Below are 24110 nucleotides of genomic sequence, written 5' to 3' on the forward strand. Positions count from 1 at the left end.
TGAAGAAAACGCGTCAGATCGAAATCATAGAGCCCCGCTTCTGACTCTGTCAGAAGCGGAAAGGCTCCAAGCGTCAGTCAACCTTTGCAGCCGTTGTGGGCGCAAGGCTCGACGTATTTGCAGCGCGCGCCGCTTCGGCCATTCCTGCGAGAGCTGCGAGCTTCTTCTGCGAGTCGGAATTGGGCTGAACGACGCCGGCAGACATGATCAGAGTTGCCGCCTCCTCCGTGGTCATGTCGATCTCGACGACCCTGCTCTTGGGCACGTAGAAAAAGAAACCTGTCGTCGGATTGGGGGCGCAAGGCAGGAACACGGAAATATGTTCCTCCTGAGCGGGGAGTCTGGCGGCAACGTTCGTGCTTGGTACTTGCGAAATGAGCACAATGGACCACATGCCGGGCGACGGAAATTCAACCAAACCAACTCTGCGGAGGCTCGATCCAGATCCGGAAAAAAGCGTTTCAAAGACCTGCTTGAGTCCACGGTAGATCGCCCGCACCACAGGCATCCGGCCGAGTACTTTTTCGCCAAGATCGACCAGTGTCCGGCCGATCAGGTTGGCTGTCAGGAAGCCGAGCATCGTCAGCGCGAACACCGCAACGATCAAGCCTGACCCCGGCAATACGAAAGGCAGGTACGTTTCAGGCCGATATGCGATTGGGACGAATGGCCGTACCAGGTTGTCGACCCAGTTTACGAACCACCAGGTCAGGTAAAGCGTTATGGCCACCGGGCCTGCGACAATCAGTCCGGTCAGAAAGTAATTCCGGAATCGCGCGATGAGCCCGCGAGGCATATCTGGATGGTGGTCGCTTGGTACGCCGCTCGAAGGGTTGTCACGCGTCATCGTGGTTCCAGATCAAAGGACGTCCAAAAGGCTGATATCTGCTCATATAAGCATTCTAGCAAACTTTGCATGCCGCGTGATGGACTGCCCTGCGGTCTTCTATCTTATTCGACAGTGACGGATTTTGCCAGATTGCGCGGCTGGTCGACGTCGGTCCCCATGACGACTGCGGTATGGTAGGCCAGCAATTGCATTGGAATCGCATAGACCAGCGCAACAAAAGTGGCTGCCATATCGGGCAGGATAATCGTCACCAAGGACTCGATGGTCGCCTCCGCCGCCCCCTTCGCGTCTGTCATGAGGATGATGTTGCCGCCCCGCGCCGCCACCTCTTGCATATTGGACACTGTCTTTTCGAAAACGCGATCATAGGGGGCGATCACCACCACAGGCATGTTCTCGTCGATCAGTGCGATCGGTCCATGTTTGAGTTCGCCCGCGGCGTAACCTTCCGCATGGATGTAGGAGATTTCCTTGAGCTTGAGCGCTCCCTCCAGCGCGAGCGGGTAGCTGGTGCCGCGTCCGAGATACAAGACGTCCCTGGATTTGGCGATCTCGCGCGCGAGCTTGTCTATCTGCGGTTCGGTGGCGAGCGCTTCCGACATCAATCTCGGAATTTCGATCAGTCCATGCACGAGCCGGGATTCATCCTCTTCGGATAATTCGCCGCGCGCCTTGCCTGCGGCGATCGCGAGAGTTGCAAGCACCATCAACTGGCAGGTGAAAGCCTTGGTCGATGCGACGCCGATCTCCGGACCTGCCAGCGTTTGCAGCATCGTCTCGCTTTCGCGTGCGATCGTCGACGTCGTGACGTTAACGATCGAGAGCGTGTGCAGTCCATGCTGCTTCGCATATCGCAGCGCCGCGAGCGTATCGGCGGTTTCACCGGATTGCGAAATGAAGATCGCGAGATCGCCTTCGCCCAGCGGCGCTTCACGATAGCGAAACTCGGACGCTATATCGATTTCGACGGGAAGCCGGGCTAGCCGTTCCAGCCAATATTTGCCGATGTAGCCGGCATAGTTAGCGGTTCCACATGCGATGATCGAGACCCGCTTGATCTCGCGAAAATCGAACGGGAGATCCACTGGAAGCGATACACGCTCGGTCGCCATGTCGATATAGCGGGCCAGCGTGTGTCCGACCACCTCAGGCTGTTCATGGATTTCCTTGGCCATGAAGTGGCGATAGTTCGCCTTATCGACCAGAGAGGTCGAAGCGCTGTGCTTGACGACCTCGCGCTGAACGATGGTGTTGCGGTGGTCGTAGACGGTCGCGCCGTTGTGCGTCAAAACAGCCCAGTCACCGTCTTCGAGATAGCTGATCGAATCGGTGAGCGGTCCGAGCGCAATCGAGTCTGATCCCAGATACATTTCGCCGTCGCCATATCCGATCGCCAGCGGAGGCCCGTTGCGCGCACCGATCAGAATGTCATCGTTGGCTGCGAAGATAAAACCGAGAGCGAATGCGCCGCGAAGCTGCGACAACGTGGCTTTGACCGCCTCTACCGGATTGACGCCGGCGGCAAGATAGCCATCGACCAGATGTAGCACTGCTTCGGTATCGGTTTCAGTTTCAAAAACCGCTCCTTTTTTTTGAAGCTTCTCACGCAGTTCGCGAAAATTTTCAATGATGCCGTTGTGAACGACGGCCACGCGCTCGGTTGCGTGCGGATGTGCGTTGTTCTCGGTCGGTCTGCCGTGCGTTGCCCAGCGTGTGTGTCCGATTCCGACCTGCCCGATCAGCGGCTCGGTCAGCAAGCGCCCGGCCAGGTTTCGCAGCTTGCCCTCGGCGCGACGACGGGCCAAATGCGCTCCTTCTAGTGTCGCAATGCCGGCGGAATCGTAACCGCGGTATTCGAGACGCCTGAGCGAATCAACCAATTGATCCGCCACTGGACCTCGCCCCAGAATCCCTACAATGCCGCACATGCGGATCAATATCCCCAAAAATTCAGAAAATTGCGAAAGACCGGGCCCTCTTAACGAAAACCCGGAACGTACGGAAACAATAATTATTGCCGATTGCGACAGTGTTAAATCGGCCGGAGCACAAACCGCCAGCGTACAAATGTCCCCTGCATTTCACGCATTCAGCTGGCCGGCTTCTTCGTGAACGAAGCATGTCTCGTAAGAAACGGGAGCCCCAGCGGCGACCTAGCCATTGGTAAGCATTCGATAACCTTGATTGTTTGCGAGCCGACAATCCGCGGCCTCGAGGATGCGCGCCGAGTGCCTCCTGTGGCAGGCTAAAAGCCGCTTGGCAATTTAGCGCCCGATCGAAACAATTTTAGCAGTTTCTGCAACGGGAGCCCAAGTCCCTTTTGTCACTCTGTGTGCATGAACAGTGAGGCGTACATGAGTGAAGTCGAGTTTGATCGATTGCTTAGCGCAGTGAGCGCGGTGATCGCTCCGCGCATCGAAGAAGCCGCGCAGCCGGATATCGACCACGCGCGTTTCATCAGGCCGCTGCAAGCCGCCAACGACAATGAAGTCGCATGGCCGCTCCTTCCTTTCCCCGAGGGATGGAACGGTGCCTGCTGAACTACATTAAGCTGGACCGACGTATCGGTAAAATATAATATCTATCAATTAGTTGTCTAAGACTTTGATTGTGTTGTGGAGGTCACGACCGGAATTGAACCGGTATACACGGTTTTGCAGGCATGTCAGGAGGTATTTGTGCGGGTCTCCGACAGTTGATAAGGCCTGTTTTCATTGGTTAAAATTTGATTTGAAATCGTTTACCTGGATTGGAATTGACCCCAAACTGACCCTGGGGATCCACCTCCAAGTACGCGGTTTAGGCCAAAACTCACGCGAGAACTCGTCGATTGTGGCCGCGGGCGCGGAACGTACGGTCTTCCGCGGAACGTACGGTCTTCGATAGCGCTGGCCCCGGCTTCGGACTCCGCCTCACCGCTAATGGAACCGCCCTTTGGATCGTGCGGGCCAGGAACAGCAGCAAGCGCGTCAAACTCACGTTGGGGGTTATCCGGCCAAAACGCTTTCGGCGGCCCGGACCTAAGCGCACGGCGTCCTGCAGGATATCCGCGACGGCAGAGATCCCCGCGCACAAAAAGCCATCAGACAGGCCGCGATCGCCACTGGCGAGACCACTGTCGCGACCCTCTCGGAGCGGTGGCTGAAAGAGTATGTCCGACCGAAACTGAAGCCCCGCACGATTTCCGACTACGAGCGGTTGCTCGAGCACCGGATTATTCCCCGTCTCGGCGCCCTGCCCGTTACAGCTGTCACGAAAAGCGACGTCATCGCGTTTCACGCCACGATGGCGAACACGCCACGTCGCGCGAATTACACGATCAGCACGACGCGCGCGCTTTTCACCTTTGCAGAGGAAATCGGTCTCCGACCCCAGGCACAAACCTGCCAAAAAAATCAAGATGTTTCGCCAAGGTGTCCGCGAACGGTCTCGCCAAGGCTACAAATCGCGACAACACAAGGCAGCAACATTTCGACGATATTCGGAGACAAGCAGATTTGGCGGCATGACGGAGCCACCGGGCTCTGAAGTCGATAATTCCGCTTCTCCAGACTCCCATACCAAAAGGTCAGCTTCTTGCTCGTCACGACGTAAGTTCAGATCATGACGTAAGTTCAGACTAAGAAGGATTCGGTCGGTCGCTTGGTGACTTCTCGAAACGGATCGCAGACGGATCAGACGGGACGACGCTTGGTCGCCCGGATCGATCTTCGACCCAGCCAATTGCTTAGGTTGGTCAACTGGTTTATGCCATGCTGGCGTCCGTAGGTTGCACACCTGCGCATTACAACTTAAATTTTTTTAAAAATCGCGAGGTAAGATATGAACACTACCACAATTGATAAGGCCAAGCTTGCCAAAGGCATTCCAGAATATCATCAGCTGCTCGCCAGTGACGCTGATTGGATTGCTCGATGCGCTGACGATGTTCGGCAACTACGAAACACCCCTCCATTTTCGAAAGTGTCCGACAAGGACTTCGAGGCGTTCGTTAGCGGTCTGGTTTTTGGGCGTGGCGGGATTGTCGGCGCAACCTACAAGCCGCTAATGAACGAGTTAACGATCTCCGAGATTTACGATGTGTTCGCACATTTTGGCATTTCCGTCGACTTGGCGACGAGATCTCTGGAATACAAAGCTACGGGTTCAGGTTGCTCGTTTGATTTTTGGAGTATTTGCTTGAATGAAACGAAGGAGCCGTTCCCGACTAAGTGAATTCGCGGAAAGCGGGGTCGGCACCCAAGGTGCTCTGGCTTCTTTTTCATCAACACATGATGCAAACAAAGCCCGCCAAACAGCGGGCTCTGTTTCGTCACCAGCGGTGCCCGCCGTAATACCCTCTCGGGCCATAGTAGCGGCGCGGACCATAGTAGCGTGGTGGGACGTAGTAACCTCGTGCACCGTAGTAACCGCGATTTGGAACACACCGTCCCCATGGGTTCATGTGCCAGCCCGGACCACCGCATCGCCATCCAACTTGGGTGACCGTACCGGTATCATGAAGCGGCGTGATAGACATCGCTTGCGCGGACGCACACTAAACTATCGCTTCGCCTTCAGCCCCGCTCCAGCGAGGTTTTTTCATCTAGGAATTCGGGCTTGTGCCGATCGAGACTGGCGCTTAAGCAAAATGTGCTCTTGCAATGCTTTCGCCTGAACCGCGAGCGCCGTTCGACCCATCAATAAAGCGATCACGCGTACTGGCTTATCTTCTGCTGCCAGCTTTTCTAACGTTTCAACGTCATCCGGCGTCCAAGACTTTCCGGCGTTACGAAGAGTTTTCACCACGCGCGTGCTCATGCCCTTGCGATCAACGTCATCATACTGCCGAAGAAAGTCTAAGGCAGTATTCGCTATAGCAAAATAGAAATAACGTTTTTATTGTTACGCTCGGGACGGTCTTTCTGCCCTCTGATGCCGGGTGGCTGGGAGATCCGCGCCCAGAAACGGCGCCGGCGGGCCTGTCTTGCATTCGTCACAGCTTAAGGCTGTAATCGCGTCTCAATGTTTTGGGGATGACTAACGTGGCTACAGGTACTGTGAAGTGGTTCAACGATCAAAAAGGTTATGGTTTCATTCAGCCCGACAGTGGCGGCAAGGACGTGTTCGTCCACATCTCAGCGGTGGAGAAGGCCGGATATAACGGCCTGGCAGAGGGCGCTAAAGTGTCCTACGAGATCGTCGCGAACCGCGGTAAAGAAAGCGCGGAGAACCTGCGGATAGGTTAGTGAGCTGAGCCGGATGTACGCTCGCTCGCGATGTGGATGGCCCGGGCAATGCTTCGGGCCATTTGCTTTCTGGTCACGGCGAGGTCCTCTTGACACTAGCGTGATGAGTTGGTTGCCAGCGCTGGCTGGTCCCTCGGCTATCGAGACCGAAAGCCGAGATCTGAAAACCATTGATCAAGAAGATGATACGCGGGATCGGGTTTCACCTTACAGAAGGTGCCACTTTGGAATGTTGATCTCGGACATGAGCGAACCTCGAATCCGGTTTCGATAGCTACGCAGAATCTCCCATCGCGGACGTAACCAGTTGCGCAGGTTCCACTCTCAGTAAGATAGATATTATCAGCCAGAGCTGGCGTCACAGACATCAAAACGGCAATGGCAAAAATCGTCTTCATGCCACGACCGCTCAAGGTCCAAAAGTGCCGTCCGGTGCTGGGCATGGCCATTCCTCTTATCGCTCGTGCGTCACGAGGGACGCCGCTTCGAATTATCGCCAACGTGCCGCAAGAACAGTTCGATGCTGCCGTCGATAGCTTAGGATGTTCGAACTTGTCGGGCTTCTTCATTTCATTTGCCTTCCTGAGACTGGTCCCCGAGGCGGCCCGAGGTTCGCGTCACAGTCACCTGGCGCACCCGCGACCTATCATCACTGCGGCTCGCACTCAACGGTGCCGCTAGGGATGTCGAAAGAGGCGTATCCTTTGGTCGCCGTGCAGAAATCGAAGGACATGCCGTCACGCTCGGCATGCCACCCATACCGACCGCATTCCGTTTGCTTGATCCGATAAGTGGATCCAAGCCAGGTCAGAGTATTTTTGACGTCGTCCACTTTCAGAACGGAGCTTTTTCCCTGAAATTTACATGCGTAGATGTAGGCTTGCCCGCTTGCGGGGCGGGTTCGGCACTCTTGGGAGACGGTTCATCTGGCGCCGCGGAGGCTTCAGTTTTTGAAGTCGAGTGGAAGCAGGAATGCTAGTAAGTAAATTGAAGCCCAGAGACAAAATCGCTACCTCTACGACTTTCGTCACCGTCTTCTCCCTCTACAAGGCGGTGGATAGCTTTCGTCCGGCTTAGGTCTGTAGGCGGCACCTTGCCTTCACTTCCTCGCTTCGTAGGGCAGAAAGTACACACCCTCGCTGGCGACGGTTCTTCGCCTCTACTGTACGGCTCTTCGCCTCTACTGTTGGTGCGATGATATCCAGGAGGAAGAAACGCACGAAGGTCAACTGATCAATCTGATGATCAGGTCACTTACCGAAAACCCTCTTTTAGCCTAAGCTTCGTGCGGGTCCGCCGGTAGCTTCGGCGGTTTTTTGACGTGCGGGAGTCTATCCGATGAAACCCTCGAAAGATTCGGCTGCATGAGCGTTCTCCGTCAGATTCTGCAGTTTTGACGACGTAGCGATGCCACCAATTCGATTATCCGCCCCAGTTCATCCTCGTTGGTCCGATTGACCATTCAAGGTTCCGGGAACCGCCCACTCCGGCGACGCCTTCTTCCCCAAAGGGTCTCCAGATGAATTTTATCGGCCAGAGTAACTCGCGAGGAATTCGGATTAATTATTTGATTGTATTGATGGAGGCCACGACCGGAATTGAACCGGTGTACACGGTTTTGCAGACCGTTGCGTAACCACTCCGCCACGTGGCCCCTCGAATCCGGATCAATATAGAGCATCCTCTGCTTAGGCAACCTGCTCTCTGCAGTCCGCGAGCTTCTATGGTTTGATAGTTCCGGCGCCAGACGACGGGTCAGGCGCGCTGGCGCCGATTCCGGCGGCGTTTTGGTCCGGGAGCAAGTTCGGGCATCCTACCCTGCACCTCCTGATATTTTGTCAACATCCCGTCGAAGCTGGCAAGCAATGTCGTCTCGATGTCAGGCCGACCTTCGAGGTTAGCGAGCATTATTGCTGCGGCCTCGATCGTGGCGAGTCCGTCGCGGCGCGGCTCCTTGCGCAGTTTGCCGTAGCGAGAGGTCCAACCGGGTGCAAGAACAACGCGCTGGCACTTCAACATCCACGGGTTGCGCCACCACAGCGCCTTGGCCTGGCTCCAGGTACCATCCAGCAGCACGACGCCCTCAATATCCGCAAGAGCCGCGCGTTGATCGGTCTGCATCTGGCCGTTGCGATTGATGGCGACGATGGCACGGTCGGTATTGGAACGGTCGACCCTGACCGAGCCAAGGTAAAGCACCGCCCAGCGCGATGGGTCATGCACCGGTCGGCCCAACGCCTTGGACAGACTGGGCCAGGACAGACCGATCTTCAACACGGCGTCCTGGAAATGTAGCGCGGTTAGCCGAGCAGTTCCGAGCGTCTTATCTTGCTCCTGTGGATGCTGCAGAAGAAGCAGCGAAGTCCGGATTTTGATCGGCTTAATGCCGTCGCAAACGCATAACACTGCCAATTTGTGACAGCGCTGGCATTGCGGGAGCGCGTCACGTCCTGCAGTGGAGCTCTCGGGGTTGCTGGACATTGCTCGCTATACGCCGCGCCGATCCAGCCCGCAACAACGATCGCCTCCCTATTCGGCCGGCGCGGCAGCGGGTACGGCCTCGCCTCGTCGTCGCAACCGGTCGATCAGAAGGTAGATGACCGGAGTCGTATAGAGGGTCAAGATTTGTGAAACGAGAAGCCCGCCGATGATGGTGATTCCGAGCGGGCGTCGTAGTTCCGTGCCGGGACCGACCGCGAGCACCAGCGGTATCGCAGCGAAAAGCGCGGCCATGGTGGTCATGATGATTGGCCGAAAGCGCACGCTACAAGCCTCGAAGATTGCGTCCGCGGATGATAATCCGCGTTGGCGCTCAGCATCCAGCGCGAAATCGACAATCATGATGCCATTTTTCTTGACGATGCCGATGAGGAGAATGATGCCGACAAATGCAATGATCGTCAGTGGCGTATTGGTGATCTGCAAGGCCAGAAGTGCTCCGAGTCCAGCGGACGGCAGGGTCGAGATGATCGTGAGCGGATGAGCGAGGCTCTCGTAGAGAACCCCGAGCACAATATACACCGCGGCAAGCGCGCCGAGAATCAGTAGTGGCTGCCGTCCCGACGTTTTGCGGAAATCAGCCGCGTTGCCCTCGAAGTTTCCACGAATACCCTCGGGCATGTGCAACTCATCGACAGCGCGTTGAATATTGGCGGTAGCGTCCTGAAGTTCCACGCCCGGTAACGTGTCGAAAGACACCGTCATCGACGGGAGCGACTGTGAATGAACAACAGCGAGCGGCGACAGATCACGCTGATAGTGAGCGACGGCAGACAGCGGCACCTGAACTCCGTTGGCTCCGGCAACAAAGATGCGCTCGAGGTTGGATGGGTCTTCCTGAAGTTGTGGATCAATTTCCAAAATGACCTGGTATTGATTGCGCTGGGTATAAACTATCGAAATCTGCCGTTGCGAGAACGCGTTGTTGAGTGCGTTGTCGATATCCTGAACCCTGACTCCAAGGCTGGATGCCTTTTTCCGGTCGATGGACACGGTCAGTTGCAGACCACCTGCCTCGCGGTCGCTTGACACGTCAGTAATTCCCTCGACCGTTTGCATGCGCTTGGTGACAAGGGGCGCCCACTTCTGCAACAACTCGAGGTCGGTACTGTAGAGCGTGTATTGGTAGTTTGAATCGCTCTGGCGTCCTCCGGTGCGGATGTCCTGGGCGGCGAACATGAGCAGCCTGATGCCTGATAGGTCGCTAAGATTTCGGCGCATCCGGTTAATTACCTGCGGGGTCGTCAGTTTTCCCCGTTCAGCGGGCGGCTTCAAGATGATGTACATGAATCCTCGATTTGAGCCTCCGAGCGTGCCGCCGCCGATGGAAGAGCCGATTCCCTGCACGGCAGGATCTGCCATTACGATATCCATAGCGCGCTGTTGAAGTCCGAGCATGGACTGAAAGGAAACGTCGGCGGACGCGTGCGTGACACCAATTATGAAGCCGCTGTCGTCGATTGGAAAATAACCTTTCGGCGTCTTGATATAGAGAGTCACCGTCAGGGCGATAGTCGCAAAAAACACCAGCAACGTCAGGGCGGGAAAGCGGAGCACGACGCGCAGCGTGCGCGTATAAAACGCCACGATTCGCGAAAGCAGGCCTTCAACCAGCCGGTCGAACCGGGTCGCATTCGTGGACGTCGCGCCTTTGATGTAATGGGCGCAGATCATCGGCGTTACCGTCAACGACACGATCGTTGACACCACGATCGCGAAGGTGAGTGTGAGCGAGAATTCCCGCAACAGCCGGCCAGCAACGCCGTCCATAAAGATCAAGGGCATGAATGCGGCAATCAACGACAGGCTGATCGAGAACACGGTAAAGCCGATTTGCCTTGCTCCTTCGACCGCCGCCCGGTAAGGCGGCAAACCCTGCTCGAGATTGCGGTACATGTTCTCGATCATGACGATGGCATCATCGACCACGAAGCCGACCGAGATGGCCAGCGCCATCAGGGACAGGTTGTCGATGGAGAAACCTGCCAGCCACATCCCGACGCATGTACCAGCCAGCGCCAATGGAACTGATATGCCGGCCGCGACAGTCGGCGTAAGACGTCGAAGGAACGTAAATACCACCACCATCACCAGAAAGGCGGTGGCCAACAGTGTCCATTCCATGTCCTCAACGCTTGCCCGGATCGTGCCTGTGCGATCAACGATGATGGATACTTCGACACCGCCAGGAATCCACTTCTTGAGTTCGGGGAGCAGCGCCCTCACCCGGTCGACAGTGTCGATGACATTGGCGTCGCCCTGCTTGGTGACCTGGATCAACACCGCGGGCTGCTTGTTGAACCAAGCGATCGAGCGGCTGTTTCGCGTGGCATCCTTGACATCGGCCACGTCCGAGAGCCGAACGAAATTCCCTCCTGAATTCTTTATAATGATGTTGCGAAATTCGGTGGCCGTCCGCATCTGCCGGTTAGTCGACAGCGTCTCGCTCTGGCGGTCGCCATTGAAAATTCCGACTGGGCCAAGCGGATTGGCGTTCACGATCGCGGTCCGGACATCATCGGTCGAGATGCCTGCGTTTGAGAGCGCGACCGGATTGAGAGCAATCCGCACAGCCGGCTGATCAGCTCCACTTACGGAAACCTCCCCTACCCCCGGAACCTGCGAAACGCGCTGAACAATAACGGTATCAGCTACGTCATAGATGGCGCTCGTCGACATAGTCTTTGATGTTAGCGCTAGAACGAAGACGGGTGACGCAGCAGGATTGGCCTTGCGGAATTTCGGCAATGTCGGCAGATCCGTCGGCAGATCGGCGAGCGATGCGTTGATCGCCGCTTGCACGTCGCGTGCCGCGTGATCGATGTCGCGCCCGATGGCAAACTGCAATTGAATGCTCGTGGCGCCCAACGCGCTCGTGGACGTGATTTGCTCGACGCCGGCGATCTCACCCAGGCGGCGCTCCAGCGGCGCGGCAACGGTAGCAGCCATCACCGACGGCGACGCGCCCGGCCGGTTCGCCGACACTCTGATCATCGGGAAATCGACATTGGGAACCGAAGCTACCGGAAGGACGGCGTAAGCGACAACGCCAATGAGAAACAGGCCAATGGCGAGCAGCGTGGTACCGACCGGTCTTCGAATGAACGGCTCGGAGATCGAGGCCATTATCTTATGTCCTCGGTCGCACCAGGCGGCGGCTTCGAACCGCCAGTAGGAACGGCTTGCTCGATTCGCTTGTTTAGCCGATCGAGCCCCAGATAGATCACCGGCGTGGTGTAAAGCGTGAGCAACTGACTGAGCAGCAGGCCGCCGATGATCGAGATGCCAAGTGGAAACCGCAACTCCGAGCCGGTGCCGCTTTCGATCGCCAGCGGCAACGCGCCGAACAGCGCTGCCAGTGTGGTCATCATGATCGGCCTGAACCGGAGCAGACACGCCTGCACGATGGCATCGGTCGAAGACATGCCTTGACGGCGTTCTGCCTCGAGCGCGAAGTCGATCATCATGATCGCATTCTTCTTCACGATGCCCATCAGAAGAATGATGCCGATCAGACCGATAACCGACAGGTCCTGTCCGAACAGCATCAAGGCGAGAATGGCGCCGATACCCGCCGAAGGCAGTGTTGAGAGGATTGTAATTGGATGAACATAGCTTTCGTACAATACGCCCAGCACGATGTAGATCGTGACCAGTGCGGCCAAGATCAGCCAAGGCTGACCGGCAAGCGCTTTCGAGAATTCCGCCGCATCGCCCGAAAACATGCCGACGATACTAGAGGGCATGCCGATGCGGGTTTCGATGATCTTGACCCGTTCTACGGCGTCGCCCAGCGCTTCGCCCGGGGCGAGATTGAAGCTGAGCGAGAATGCGGGGAATTGCGCCTGATGAGAGATTGCCAGTGGCGCCGTCGTCCTGGTCAGCGTCGCAACTGCAGATAGCGGGACCTGAGCGCCGGCAACACCCGGCAGAAAAAGCTTGGAAAGGATTGAGGGGTCGTTCTGATACTGCGGCAAGGCTTCCAACACGACGCGATACTGGTTGGCCTGTCCATAAACGGTCGATATCTGCCGCTGAGCAAAAGAATCGTTCAAAGTGTCGTTAACAGCCTGAAGGCTAACGCCGAGTTGACCGGCGCGTTCGCGATCGATGTTCAGCGCGGCTCGAAGACCTGCGTCTTGCGCTTCCGACGATACGTCCCGAAATAGCGGATCGCGACGCAGTTCCTTGACCAGCTTTTGGGTCCACTCCGAAACGTGGGCTGCGTCCGTTCCCGTCAGGGTATATTGATAAAGCGAGCGGCTGGTCCGCGTGCTGATCTGAATATCCTGCACCGGTTGAAAATAAACCGCCATACCAGGGATCGAAGCTACGCGCGTCTTCAAACGCGTGATGATTGCAGCGACGTCGTCATGGCGATCGCTCCGCGGCTTCACCGTCATCACCAGACGGCCGACATTCGTGGTCGGATTCACCGAACCGGCACCGATGACGGATACAACGCCCACGACGTCCGGATCCTCCTCGAGGATGCCCGCTACCTCGGCTTGACGCCTTCCCATTTCGACAAAGGATACGTCTGGACCCGCCTCAGTTACCGCGGTTATCGACGCCGTATCTTGCAGAGGCAGGAATCCCTTTGGCGCGACGACATAGAGCATCATTGTTGCGACGACCGTCGCAAAAACAACGACCAGCGTTGCCCGCTGATGTTGAAGGACCCATAACAACGTCCAGTGATAGAATGCGACAAGCCGATCAATACTGCGGTTGACCGGCGCCAACCCCGGAATCGGAGCTCCTTCCTCCGAGTGTTTTAGCAGCCGGGAACACATCATCGGCGTCAGAGTAAGCGACACCACGGCGGACGTGACGACCGCGATCGTCAGTGTCAGAGCGAATTCGCGGAACATTCTTCCGACCAGCCCGGACATGAACAAAAGCGGGATAAACACCGCGATTAGCGAAACCGTCAGCGAAATCACGGTGAAGGCAATCTCACTCGCGCCCCGGAGCGAGGCCTCCATGACGCTCTCGCCGTTCTCGATATGCCGAACGATGTTTTCGATCATCACGATGGCGTCGTCGACCACGAATCCGGTGCCGATCGTCAGCGCCATCAGCGACAGGTTGTCGAGGCTGAATCCGGCGAAATACATGATGCCGAAACTGGTGATCAGCGACAACGGCAGCGCCACGCCCGCAATCAACGTCGCCCGGAGCGAGCGCAAGAAAAGCAGCACGACAAGCGTAACGAGGACGATGCTGAGAATGAGCGTGAACTGCACGTCGTGGACTGATGCGCGGATTGTCACGGTCCGGTCGCTGACGACGGTCAGTTTGACACCGGCCGGAATTGCTTTCTGGACCTTCGGAATCTCCTCCCGGATCTGGCGGACAACCTCGATCACATTGGCGCCGGGCTGGCGCTGGATATCGATGATGACCGCCGGCGTTCCGTTATACCAGCCGCCGGTGCGGTCGTTCTCCAGTCCGTCGACGATCCGGGCGACATCGCCAATCGTGACCGGAGAGCCGTTGCGGTAGGCGATAATGATCGGTCTGTATGCGTCGGCCGTCGTGATCTGGTCGTTCGCTGCGATCGTATAAGCTTGCTGTGCACCGTCCAGCGCCCCCTTGGGGCCGGAAACGTTGGCGTTGGCGATTGCGGTCCGCAAGTCCTCCATTGAAATGCCGTAGGCTGCGAGCCGCGCGAGATCGGCCTGGACACGTACCGCGGGCTTCAAACCTCCGAGCACGGAAACGCGGCCAACGCCTGAAATCTGACTGAGGCGTTGGCTCAGAATGGTGTCCCCAATATCGCTCAAGGTGCGCAGCGAGACCGTGTCGGAGGTCAGGGCGAGCGTTATTACCGGCGCATCGGCAGGATTCACCTTGGCATAAACGGGCGGGTACGGCAGGTTTTTCGGCAGTACTCCCGCGGCAGCGTTGATGGCCGCCTGCACGTCCTGCGTCGCGCCGTCGATATCCCGATTCAGGTTGAACTGTAAGGAAATCTGACTGAGCCCGAACGAGCTTGTCGATGTCATCGACGACAGCGACGGGATCTGCCCGAGTTGACGTTCCAGCGGCGCTGTCAGTAATGACGCGACCACATCGGGACTGGCGCCTGGGAGCTGAGTCCTCACCTGCACTGACGGGAAATCGACTTGCGGCAGTGCAGAGACCGGCAACGCCCAATAGCCGAGCGCGCCTCCGATCATCAGCGCGATCCCGAGCAAGGAGGTTGCAATCGGACGGCGAATAAACGGTTCCGAGACACCCATGTCTAATCAACTCGTCTGGCAGCGCGCTGCCGTGGGTCCGCTTCTCAGTGCCCTGCCCCCGGAATCATGGCCGAGCCTTCGGTCCGCCGCCAGAACCCCGCTTGCCGCGACGCTCACTGTTGTCGCCGCCTCGGCGAGCGCCGTGCTCATCGTGCCGCTTCTGCGGCGCGAGATCGGCCGTCGGCGCCTGATCGTTCTGGCTGACTGTCACCTTTGCTCCGTCGGAGAGATTGGCAAATCCCGTCGTGACCACGCGATCAGTAGGACCAACTCCCTTGGCGATTACAGCGTCCTTCTCGTCCTGCTGCTGCACCGTCACTGGTTTGGCCGTTACGATGTCGCCGTCTCCGATCACGTAGCTGAAGGTTCCGAGCGGACCGCGCTGCACCGCCGACGTCGGTATAACCGTCGCCTGTAATAGCGTCTCAACCTTGATCCGCACGTTCACGAATTGGCCTGGCCAGAGCTGAAAATGCTCATTTGGAAATTTGGCTCTCAGCCTCAACGTGCCGGTCGTCGGATCGACCTGATTATCAATACCGATCAGCTCACCCGTGTCGGCTAGTGTCGTGCCGTCGCTTCCGAATACATCGACTTCGATAGCACCCTTGGCTGCTGCTGCATTCACCCGCGTAATTTGCTGTTGCGGAAGGCTAAACTGGACGGAGATAGGCTGAAGCTGCGTAATGACGACGAGTCCGGTCGTATCCGTGGTATTGATGATGTTGCCACGATCGACCTGGCGCAGGCCGACGCGACCGGAAATCGGCGCGACGATCTTGGTGAAGCCGAGCATCGCTCCCGCGTTGTCGATCGCGGCCTGATCGGCCTTGACCAGCGCCTCCTGTTGAGCAACGACCGCCCTTTGGGTATCCGCCTGCTGCTTCGAACCGGCATTGGAGACGGCCAGCTGCTGGTAGCGTTTCAGATCGAGGAGCATATTGGCAAGTTGCGCTTCGTCCTGGGCCTTCTTCGCGACTGTCTGATCGTACTGGGCTTGGTAGATCACGGGATCGATTTCGCCCAGCACGTCGCCCTTCTGAACATCCTGGCCTTCGGTAAAATTGACGGCGATCAGCTTGCCGTTGACCTGAGAGCGTACAGTAACGGTGTTCAGAGCCCGGACCGTTCCGACGCCGTCGAGGTAGACCGGCACATCCTGGATCCGCGGCGTTGCAGCCAGTACGGGAATTGCACGATCGGAATGTTCTCGACCTTCATCACGCTTCGTTTGCTCAAACGCGATCCAGCCAAGATAGGCGAGTCCTCCGAGGATCAGAAGCGTAATGACGATCCACACCGGCCGCCGCCGGCCGCCGGCCGTCGCCTGACCAGGTATCCTTTCACCGGCTGCTTTCGCGGTTTCGTCGAGACCCGGTTTAAAGAGCATTGCCCGCCCTCTCGATTCTCGGCTCCCAGCCCCCGCCCAGGGCTTGATAAAGGCTCACGATTGCCTGTAACCGCGCAAGCTGCGCTTGCGCTAGGACGTCTTCCGCCTGAAACAGTGTCAATTGCGTGTTCAGCACGATAATAATATCGGCGGTGCCTGCCTGAAGCTGCTGCTCGGAGAGCTCGAATGCCCTGCGCGAAGTGGCCACGACCTCCCGCTGCATGCGCAGTCTTTCAGCGGTCTGACGCACGGCAATCAGCGCGTTGTCGACATCGGCGAACGCCGAAACCACCGTCTTGCGGTAAGTCTGAAGCAGCTCGTCCTGTCTTGCCCTCGTGGTTTCGAAATTGCCGAGGATTCTGCCGCCGTCGAAGATTGGCTGCGTCAATCCGCCGGCGAGGTTGAAAAATGCCGCTTGGGGCTGGAACAGCGCGACCAGCGCCGGGCTCTGGTAGCCGCCCTGCGCGGTCAACGTAATGCTCGGAAAAAACTGCGCCCGGGCGCTACCGACATTCGCGGTAGCCGACGCCAGTTGCGCCTCCTGACGGCGGATGTCCGGGCGCTGGGTCAACAATTCGGACGGCAGTCCCGGAGTCACACGTGGCGCGGTGATCCGGTTGAGCGAGCCGCCCTTGACCTGCACGCTTTCCGGTGGGCGAGCCACCAGTGTTGCGAGCGCGTTGATGTTTTGTGCAAGCGTCTGCCGAAGCGGCGGAACGGTCGCGCGCTGATTCGCCAACACGCTTTCCTGCTGCGCTACGTCGAGGTCGGTTCCGGTACCGGCACTCAGCCGCTGTTTGAGTGCATCCAGGATACGCACGGCGCTGGCGATATTGCGCTCGGCGACGCGAATCCGGTCTTGTGAGGCAAGGACCTGAAAATAGGCATTCGCGACGCTGGCGAGCGTCGTCAGCGCGACCACATCGCGGTCAAAGCGGCTGGCACTGGCCGTCTCCACCGCGGCCAACGCGGCATCGCGGTTTTTGCCCCAGAAATCGATTTCGTAGCTGGCGGCGCTCAACGTGCCTGAGTAGTTCACGATCTCCCGGCCCCGATTTGTCAGGCCGCTTAAGCTCGACCCCGACGTACGGAAATAGGCTTCCTGTCCCCCGATGCTGACGCTCGGCAATAGCGCCGCACCCGCTATCCGGGATTGCTCGTCGGCCTGAACGATCCTTGCCGCCGCCGCTGCGATATCGAGATTGACGGTCTGGGCTTCCTCCATCAGGCCGGTCAATTCAGGAGAACGAAAACCACGCCACCAGTCGAGCTTCGGCAGAGCGTCGGCCCTGGTCGTCTGCGCAGCCTTGTACCCGCTAGGGATCTCCAGCGCCGGATCCGGAATATCCGCCGTCAGAATGCAGCCAGCCGACAACGCGGCCGCCACCAACACAGGGAGGAGCATAGCGGAACGCCAGATCCACATCGCGCATCTCTGAGGATGGCTAAAGGCCGTAGCAGGGGAAAAAGTCACACCGGCCCCCTGGGGGAAGACAGAAACGGCGACAGGTATTGACATGATATCATTGCGCCGCAGTCCCAACCTTTTCTGGAATAAAGCGACGCGGCCACCGGCAGTCATACTTTCTCTGAGATCGTCCTTATTCTAGCTGTCCGAACAGGCGACGGACAGTCCCGCCCAGCCAAGAACATTAGATGCGTTCCATAGGCGTCACTGCTCTGATTTATCAGAAAAGGCCCGATTTCAGGGCCTTTCTCGAAGTTCAGGCTACATACGCGTCCAACAATCTTACGAAGATTTCATGCGGCGTTGCGGGGTCCCGCCCGTTGGCGGCAGGGATTTTTCGGTCCGAGACCGTCTCTCTGTGGGATGCGATTCTACGCTCCCTTGTACCTCCCTCGCCCCTCAACTAGGGTTGCCTTGAAATCCTCCAACAGCCCAATGAGAATTTTGCATCTCATGAGAATCGATAACGACGTCGTAGAAGCGATCGGAAATACTCCTCTTATCAAGTTAAAGCACGCCTCAAATGCGACCGGATGCATCGTTCTCGGCAAGGCCGAGTTCATGAATCCGGGCCAATCTGTCAAGGATCGCGCCGGGAAACAGATGATTCTGGAAGCTGAAAGGCGCGGCGATCTCAAGCCCGGCGGCCTCGTGGTCGAGGGCACGGCCGGGAATACCGGCATTGGTCTTGCCGTCGTCGCCAGCGCGCGCGGGTATCGCACGATGATCGTGATCCCGGAAACACAAAGCCGCGAAAAGAAGGACATGCTGCGGCTGTGCGGAGCCGAGCTTGTCGAAGTTCCGGCGCTCCCCTACAGCAATCCGAATAATTATCAGCACATCGCAAAGCGTCTCGCTGACGAACTGCGCAAGTCCGAACCCAACGGCGTCCTGTTTGCCGATCAATGGAACAACCTCGACAATCCCAAGGCGCACTACGTTTCAACGGGCCCCGAAATCTGGGAGCAGACCGGTGGCAAGGTCGACGGCTTCATCTGTTCGATCGGCACGGGTGGCACGCTGGCCGGAGCGAGCGCTTTCCTGCGGGAAAAAAAGAAGGATATCGTCATCGGTGTTGCGGACCCTCGCGGGGCGGCCATGTATGAGTTGTTCAAGAACGGCGTGGCCAAGCCGACCGCGGGAGGTTCGATTACCGAGGGAATCGGGCTCGGACGGGTAACGCCGGTGATTGCCGACGCTAAAGTTGACGAAGCTTACCTCATCCCAGACGAGGAGGCCGTGCCCGTCATCTACGATTTGCTTGAACATGAAGGGCTTTGCCTTGGCGGATCGACTGGTGTCAACGTCGCCGGCGCGATTCGTCTCGCGCGCCAGTTGGGACCCGGTCACACCGTCGTGACGATCCTGTGCGACTCCGGCAACCGTTACCAATCGAAACTTTTCAACCCGGACTTTATGCGCTCCAAGGGCCTTCCCGTGCCGCAATGGCTCGAGAGACAAAGCACCGTAAAAATTCCCCTCGCAGCAGTTTAAAGCCGTTCCGGTCTCACCGCAGGATCTGGCTTAGAAAGAGCTGGCTTCGCGGGTGTCGCGGGTTGGCGAAGAAACTTGCCGGGGTATCGGACTCGATGATCTGGCCCTCATCCATGAACACGACGCGGTTAGCTACTTCTTTGGCGAATCCCATTTCGTGTGTGACCACAAGCATGGTCATGCCTTCTCTAGCCAGATCCACCATCGTGTCGAGAACCTCCTTGACCATTTCGGGATCCAGGGAGGACGTGGGTTCATCGAACAGCATGACCTTGGGGTTCATCGTGAGCGCGCGCGCGATCGCCACACGCTGCTGCTGGCCTCCGGACATCTGCCCAGGATATTTATTGGCCTGATCAGGTATTTTGACGCGTTCCAGAAACTTCATTGCCGCAGCCTCGGCATCTTTCTTCGGAGTATTGCGGACCCAGATGGGAGCGAGCGTGCAGTTCTCGAGCACTGTGAGGTGCGGAAACAGATTGAAACTCTGGAAGACCATTCCGACCTCGCGCCGCACCTCGTCGACGCGCCGCAAATTGGGTCCCAGCTCAATTCCATCGACGACGATGCGACCCTCCTGAAACTCCTCAAGAGCGTTGATGCAGCGGATCAGCGTTGACTTTCCGGAGCCTGACGGCCCGCAAATGACGATGCGTTCGCCACGGGCCACGTCGAGATCGATGTCCCGCAGCACGTGGAAACTGCCGAACCACTTGTTGAGACCGATGATGGAAACGATGGCGTTCGCATCTGTCATTGATATTTCCAAAGCTCAGGTTCGTCGATGCGCGTTCAGTCGATGCTCCACGAATAGGGAATATCGCGACATGCTGAAGCAGAATGCGAAGTAGATGAGTCCGGTGAACGCGAACCCGGTAAACAGCGTAGTTGGCGTCGCCCACGCGGGATCTGCAAACGAAGCTCGCAAGCTCCCGAGCAGATCGAACAATGCGACGATCGAGACCAGCGAGGTATCCTTGAACAACGCGATAAAGCTGTTGACCAATCCTGGAATGACGTGCCGCACCGCCTGCGGCATTACGATCAGCCCGGTGGTCTTCCAATAGGATAGTCCAAGCGCATGGGCGGCTTCTGCCTGTCCGTTCGGGATCGCCGCGAGACCGCCGCGAATAACCTCGGCATTATACGCCCCGGCGAATAGCGCTATGCCGATTAGGACTCGAACCAGCCCATCGACGGTGAAGTTTCCGGGAAGAAAGAGCGGCAACATGTAGGTCGCAAAAAACAATACGGTGATCAGGGGAACGCCGCGCCAGAATTCGATGAAAGCGATTGAGAACATCCGGATCAGCGGAAGGGTCGAACGCCGTCCCAGAGCCAACGCAATTCCGATCGGTATCGACGATACGATGCCTGTCACCGACACCACCAGCGTTACCAGCAGGCCGCCCCAGAGACGGGTATCGACAACCGGAAGTCCGCCGCGATCGAGACGCATTGCGGCGATAACCAGGCCAATGCCGACAAATGTTGTCAGGCTCGCGAGTAACGCTCCCCAGCCTGCACGGAAGCCGCCGCTGAAAAGGAAGAGCAGCAGCGAAACGATCGCAGCAGTGCAACCAAAATCGTACCAGACCGGCTGACCAGAGCTCTGGAGCCGATCCCGGAGCGAACTCAGCGGCGAGGCCAGCCAGTTCAGTGCATCGCCAATTGATGCAACGGCATTTCCCAACAGTCGTAAGATCGAACCGAATTCGCCTGCTTCCCCTGACGCGGCGAGCTGCCGCCCGGCATTACCAACGCTGTCAGCCAAGCTGGACAGAATCCCGGCGGTCCAGCTCACGCCAAATCCAGTGATGCCTCCACCGTGGAGAAGAAAAAATGCTGCGACCGGGAAAGCGATGAAGAACAGGCTGGCATTGAGACGTTTGGCCGGCAACCGAGGAATGAGAAGCGGCAGCAACAAGATGGCCGCCAACAGAAACGTCAGATTTACCCGCCACCGTTCGGGTTCTGGGTAAAAGCCGTAAATGAACTGGGTGATCTTCGCGTTGACGAACGGCCAGCACGCCCCGATTGATTGACTTGTATCGGTAACCAAACACGACGTTCGATTCTGACCTTCCCAGACCGCATCAACGAAGAAAAATCGAACTGCTGGAACAAGGACGAACCATAGCAGCGCAGCTCCAGTCACCGTAAGCAGCGCGTTGCTCGGGGAACTGAACAGACGGATCCAGAGAACACGGGCCAGGCTCGTAGTCCTGATGGGTGCGTGTCGTTCCGGAACGAGAGCGGCGCGTATAAACGATGGTGCGGGCCGAACGCTCATGCACCCCCGCTCCGTGCAACGCGCCTGGAGTAGACGCTCATGATCCCGCTGGTCACCAGCGAAATCAGCAGATACACGCCCATCGTGATCGCGAGGATCTCGATGGCTTGACCGGTCTGGCTAAGCGTTGTCCCCGCAAACACCGAGAACAGTTCCGGATAACCGATAGCGACAGCCAACGAGGAATTTTTGGTGAGGTTGAGGTACTGATTGGTCAGCGGCGGTAGAATGACCCTCATGGCTTGCGGGACCACGATCAATCGCAGCGTCGATCTGCGCGAAAGTCCGAGCGCGGCGCCTGCTTCCATCTGTCCCTTATGCACCGAAAGAATCCCCGCGCGCACGACTTCCGCGATGAAGGCGGCCGTATATGTCGAGAGCGCAATCGCTAGCGCGACAAACTCCGGGATCAGGCGCGCGCCGCCAGAGAAATTGAATCCCTGGAGAGTTGGCATTTCGAACGCGAAGGGAGTACCGAAAATGACCATCGCGGCGGCGGGAAGGCCGAGCAGCAGACCAAGGGCGTATGGCCATACAACCAAAGCTCGCCCGCTCCGAAACAACTTGCGACGGGAATGGCTTCGCAGCAGCATGCAGCCGATGATCGCAACCACCACCGCGACGGCAAACGCGATTAGCCCCTCCTGCCCGACAGGCTTGGGAACCACAAGACCACGATTGCTGAGGAAGATGCCGTCAATGACTGAGATGCTTTGCTTTGGACTTGGAAGCGTCCTCAGTACCGCGAGATACCAGAACAGAATCTGAAACAGTAAGGGCAGGTTTCGAACCAGTTCCACATAGCCGCCGGAAATGCGGGATATCAACCAGTTCGGCGACAACCGGCCGAGCGCCACCATGAAGCCGATAATCGTTGCGAAGAAAATGCCAACTGCGGCGACCACGAGCGTATTCACAAGGCCGACAAGGAAAACGCGCGTGTAACTGTCGGTCTCGGAGTATGGGATCAGGGTCTGGCTAACGCCGAATCCCGCGGTATTCGACATGAAGCCAAGCCCGGATGCGATATTCTGCGCGTCCAGATTTGCTTTTGCGTTGGCCACGATCTCATAGCCGATCCACGCAAGGACGGCGACGAATACAGCCTGCAACGCAAGGGCACCCCAACCAGCCCGCCCGCCAAGCGCACGTCGTAGCCTGAGAAAAAATTGCAGCGGCGGTTTTCGAGGCGCGACGGTCATTCCTGACGCTGACGCTAGCGGATCGGTGGCGCGTACTGAATGCCGCCCTGCGTCCAGAGCCTATTGAGTCCTCGTGTGATGCCAAGCGGGGATCCGGCGCCGACGTTACGATCAAACGCTTCGCCATAGTTGCCGACGGCCTTGATGATGCGCGAGACCCAATCCTTGGTTACGCCGAGCTGCTCGCCGAAATTGCCGTCGGTCCCGAAAATGCGCTTGAGTTCCGGATTCTCCGATTTTGCCATCTCGCCAACATTCTTCTGCGTGATACCGAGCTCTTCCGCGTTGATCATCGCAAACAGCGTCCACTTCACGAGATCGAACCACTGGTCATCGCCCTGACGCACCATCGGCCCGAGCGGCTCCTTCGAGATCACCTCCGGCAGAACCGCATGATCGGCGGGATTAAGGAGCTTCAACCGCTGGGCGTAGAGCTGTGAAATATCCGACGTAAACACATCGCATCGACCGGTTTCGTAAGCCTTTATGGTTTCGTCGGCCGTGCTGAACGCGATAACCTCGTATTTCATCTTATTGCTTTTGAAATAATCGGCGAGATTCTGTTCGCTCGTGGTGCCGGTCTGAACGCAGACGGATGCGCTATTCAATTCTAGCGCCGAATTAACCTTGAGAGATTTCCTGACCAGAAAACCCTGCCCGTCGTAGTAAGTCACGCCGGTGAAATTTCCTCCAAGCGAGGTATCGCGTGAAAGTGTCCATGACGTATCGCGCGACAGCACATCTATGTCGCCCCACTGTAGAGCGATAAACCGGTCTTTGGCGGATAGCGGGACGAACTTGATCTTGCTCGGATCGTTGAACACGACTGCTGCGATTGCGCGGCAGATGTCCACGTCAAGACCGGTCCAGTTTCCTTTGTCGTCAGGGGTGGAAAACCCTGGCAACCCCTGAGTCACGCCACACGACAGCACGCCTCGTTCCTTGACTGCCTCGAGCGTGGTCTTCGCCTTCGCGGATTCCTGTGCGGATGCCGATTGTAATGTAATACCAGCGGCGATGGCGAAAATGGCAGCAAGTATGCATTTCATGGCAATGCCTTTCAAGAACGTCAATGGATTGTCAGTTCGTGCCGTTTAGTCGCTCGGTTGAGTGCGGCCAATCGATTCGTTTCTCCCACCAGAATCGGGCCAAAGACGGACTGCGTCGATCAACCGATGTTGAGAGCAGATGGAAACTCGCAGCGGCTCTCCACCCTCGGTCGGCAGGGATTGAATTCCATCACGGAACGACTAGCGGTGGACTCTAGCGTCCGCATCCGTTCCGCGATCCGCCTTGCGAAGGTTGGAATCAAGGAGCCACTAGCAAATATATGTTGCTAGTGGGGTTTTAAATTTGACGTTCAGCTCCGCGACACGTGGGGGTTGACGGGGGTCTTTCCCTTCCTGTTACTACCCGACCACTCCGGAACTGCCATCCG

Annotated in this window: 18 protein-coding genes and 1 tRNA gene; 5 read left to right on the top strand and 14 right to left on the bottom strand. The window is 57.6% G+C overall.

Going from position 1 to position 24110, the window contains the following annotated elements; all coding sequences use genetic code 11:
* Nucleotides 1-73: 73 nt before the first annotated feature.
* A complete protein-coding gene (locus GGQ85_RS11430; protein WP_079446550.1) occupies nt 74-847 on the bottom strand; it encodes a DUF502 domain-containing protein in 774 nt (257 codons plus the stop codon).
* Nucleotides 848-951: 104 nt separating this feature from the next.
* Nucleotides 952-2778, bottom strand: coding sequence for a glutamine--fructose-6-phosphate transaminase (isomerizing) (glmS, locus tag GGQ85_RS11435; RefSeq protein ID WP_309774618.1), 1827 nt, complete (start codon nt 2776-2778; stop codon nt 952-954).
* Between the two features lie 426 nt (nt 2779-3204).
* Here glmS and GGQ85_RS11440 point away from each other — a divergent pair, with 426 nt between their 5' ends.
* From GGQ85_RS11440 to GGQ85_RS11445, 3 genes are all read left to right on the top strand, one after another.
* Nucleotides 3205-3390, top strand: coding sequence for a hypothetical protein (locus GGQ85_RS11440; RefSeq protein ID WP_079446552.1), 186 nt, complete (start codon nt 3205-3207; stop codon nt 3388-3390).
* 556 nt (nt 3391-3946) lie between these two features.
* A complete protein-coding gene (locus GGQ85_RS20850; protein ID WP_374708880.1) occupies nt 3947-4378 on the top strand; it encodes a tyrosine-type recombinase/integrase in 432 nt (143 codons plus the stop codon).
* A gap of 294 nt (nt 4379-4672) precedes the next feature.
* Nucleotides 4673-5065, top strand: coding sequence for a hypothetical protein (locus tag GGQ85_RS11445; protein ID WP_309774619.1), 393 nt, complete (start codon nt 4673-4675; stop codon nt 5063-5065).
* A 97-nt stretch (nt 5066-5162) separates the two neighbouring features.
* Here GGQ85_RS11445 and GGQ85_RS20855 read toward each other — a convergent pair whose 3' ends face one another.
* Complete coding sequence (locus GGQ85_RS20855) at nt 5163-5369, bottom strand: GCG_CRPN prefix-to-repeats domain-containing protein (protein ID WP_374708879.1); 207 nt, start codon at nt 5367-5369, stop codon at nt 5163-5165.
* Nucleotides 5370-5431: 62 nt separating this feature from the next.
* Nucleotides 5432-5650 carry a hypothetical protein gene (locus tag GGQ85_RS11450; protein ID WP_079446557.1) on the bottom strand — a complete coding sequence of 73 codons (219 nt, stop codon included), beginning with the start codon at nt 5648-5650 and terminating at the stop codon, nt 5432-5434.
* A 224-nt stretch (nt 5651-5874) separates the two neighbouring features.
* Between GGQ85_RS11450 and GGQ85_RS11455 the strand changes: the two genes are divergently transcribed.
* Entirely contained in the window at nt 5875-6078 is a 204-nt protein-coding gene (locus tag GGQ85_RS11455) for a cold-shock protein (RefSeq protein WP_309774620.1), read from the top strand.
* A gap of 1580 nt (nt 6079-7658) precedes the next feature.
* Here the strand turns inward: GGQ85_RS11455 and GGQ85_RS11460 are convergent.
* From GGQ85_RS11460 to GGQ85_RS11485, 6 genes are all read right to left on the bottom strand, one after another.
* A tRNA-Cys gene (locus GGQ85_RS11460) sits at nt 7659-7732 on the bottom strand.
* Between the two features lie 101 nt (nt 7733-7833).
* Nucleotides 7834-8559, bottom strand: a complete 726-nt coding sequence (locus GGQ85_RS11465; protein ID WP_309774621.1) for a tRNA-uridine aminocarboxypropyltransferase — start codon at nt 8557-8559, stop codon at nt 7834-7836.
* 48 nt (nt 8560-8607) lie between these two features.
* Nucleotides 8608-11703: an efflux RND transporter permease subunit gene (locus GGQ85_RS11470; protein WP_079446560.1), complete on the bottom strand. Its 3096-nt coding sequence runs from the start codon at nt 11701-11703 to the stop codon at nt 8608-8610.
* Nucleotides 11703-14825, bottom strand: a complete 3123-nt coding sequence (locus GGQ85_RS11475; protein ID WP_309774623.1) for an efflux RND transporter permease subunit — start codon at nt 14823-14825, stop codon at nt 11703-11705. The genes GGQ85_RS11470 and GGQ85_RS11475 overlap by 1 nt, the downstream gene beginning before the upstream one ends.
* 64 nt (nt 14826-14889) lie before the next feature.
* On the bottom strand, nt 14890-16215 hold the full coding sequence (locus GGQ85_RS11480; RefSeq protein WP_309774624.1) for an efflux RND transporter periplasmic adaptor subunit: 1326 nt from the start codon (nt 16213-16215) through the stop codon (nt 14890-14892).
* Nucleotides 16205-17620 (bottom strand): efflux transporter outer membrane subunit, encoded by a 1416-nt coding sequence (locus GGQ85_RS11485; RefSeq protein WP_309774625.1) that lies wholly within the window; start codon nt 17618-17620, stop codon nt 16205-16207. Before GGQ85_RS11485 ends, GGQ85_RS11480 begins: the two co-directional genes overlap by 11 nt.
* Before the next feature lie 516 nt (nt 17621-18136).
* Here GGQ85_RS11485 and GGQ85_RS11490 point away from each other — a divergent pair.
* On the top strand, nt 18137-19177 hold the full coding sequence (locus GGQ85_RS11490) for a cysteine synthase A (RefSeq protein ID WP_309774626.1): 1041 nt from the start codon (nt 18137-18139) through the stop codon (nt 19175-19177).
* Between the two features lie 13 nt (nt 19178-19190).
* Here the strand turns inward: GGQ85_RS11490 and GGQ85_RS11495 are convergent, their stop codons facing one another.
* From GGQ85_RS11495 to GGQ85_RS11510, 4 genes are read right to left on the bottom strand one after another with little or no spacing between them, the layout of a single operon-like run.
* Nucleotides 19191-19934 (bottom strand): amino acid ABC transporter ATP-binding protein, encoded by a 744-nt coding sequence (locus tag GGQ85_RS11495; RefSeq protein ID WP_079446565.1) that lies wholly within the window; start codon nt 19932-19934, stop codon nt 19191-19193.
* A 15-nt stretch (nt 19935-19949) separates the two neighbouring features.
* The gene (locus GGQ85_RS11500; RefSeq protein WP_079446566.1) at nt 19950-21470 is read right to left on the bottom strand and encodes an amino acid ABC transporter permease; all 1521 of its coding nucleotides are present in this window, start codon (nt 21468-21470) and stop codon (nt 19950-19952) included.
* Nucleotides 21467-22672 (bottom strand): amino acid ABC transporter permease, encoded by a 1206-nt coding sequence (locus GGQ85_RS11505; RefSeq protein ID WP_079446567.1) that lies wholly within the window; start codon nt 22670-22672, stop codon nt 21467-21469. The genes GGQ85_RS11500 and GGQ85_RS11505 overlap by 4 nt, the downstream gene beginning before the upstream one ends.
* 14 nt (nt 22673-22686) lie before the next feature.
* Nucleotides 22687-23721: an amino acid ABC transporter substrate-binding protein gene (locus tag GGQ85_RS11510; protein ID WP_079446568.1), complete on the bottom strand. Its 1035-nt coding sequence runs from the start codon at nt 23719-23721 to the stop codon at nt 22687-22689.
* Nucleotides 23722-24110 lie beyond the last annotated feature (389 nt).

This window comes from Nitrobacter vulgaris (assembly GCF_031453995.1).
Taxonomy (GTDB): domain Bacteria; phylum Pseudomonadota; class Alphaproteobacteria; order Rhizobiales; family Xanthobacteraceae; genus Nitrobacter; species Nitrobacter vulgaris.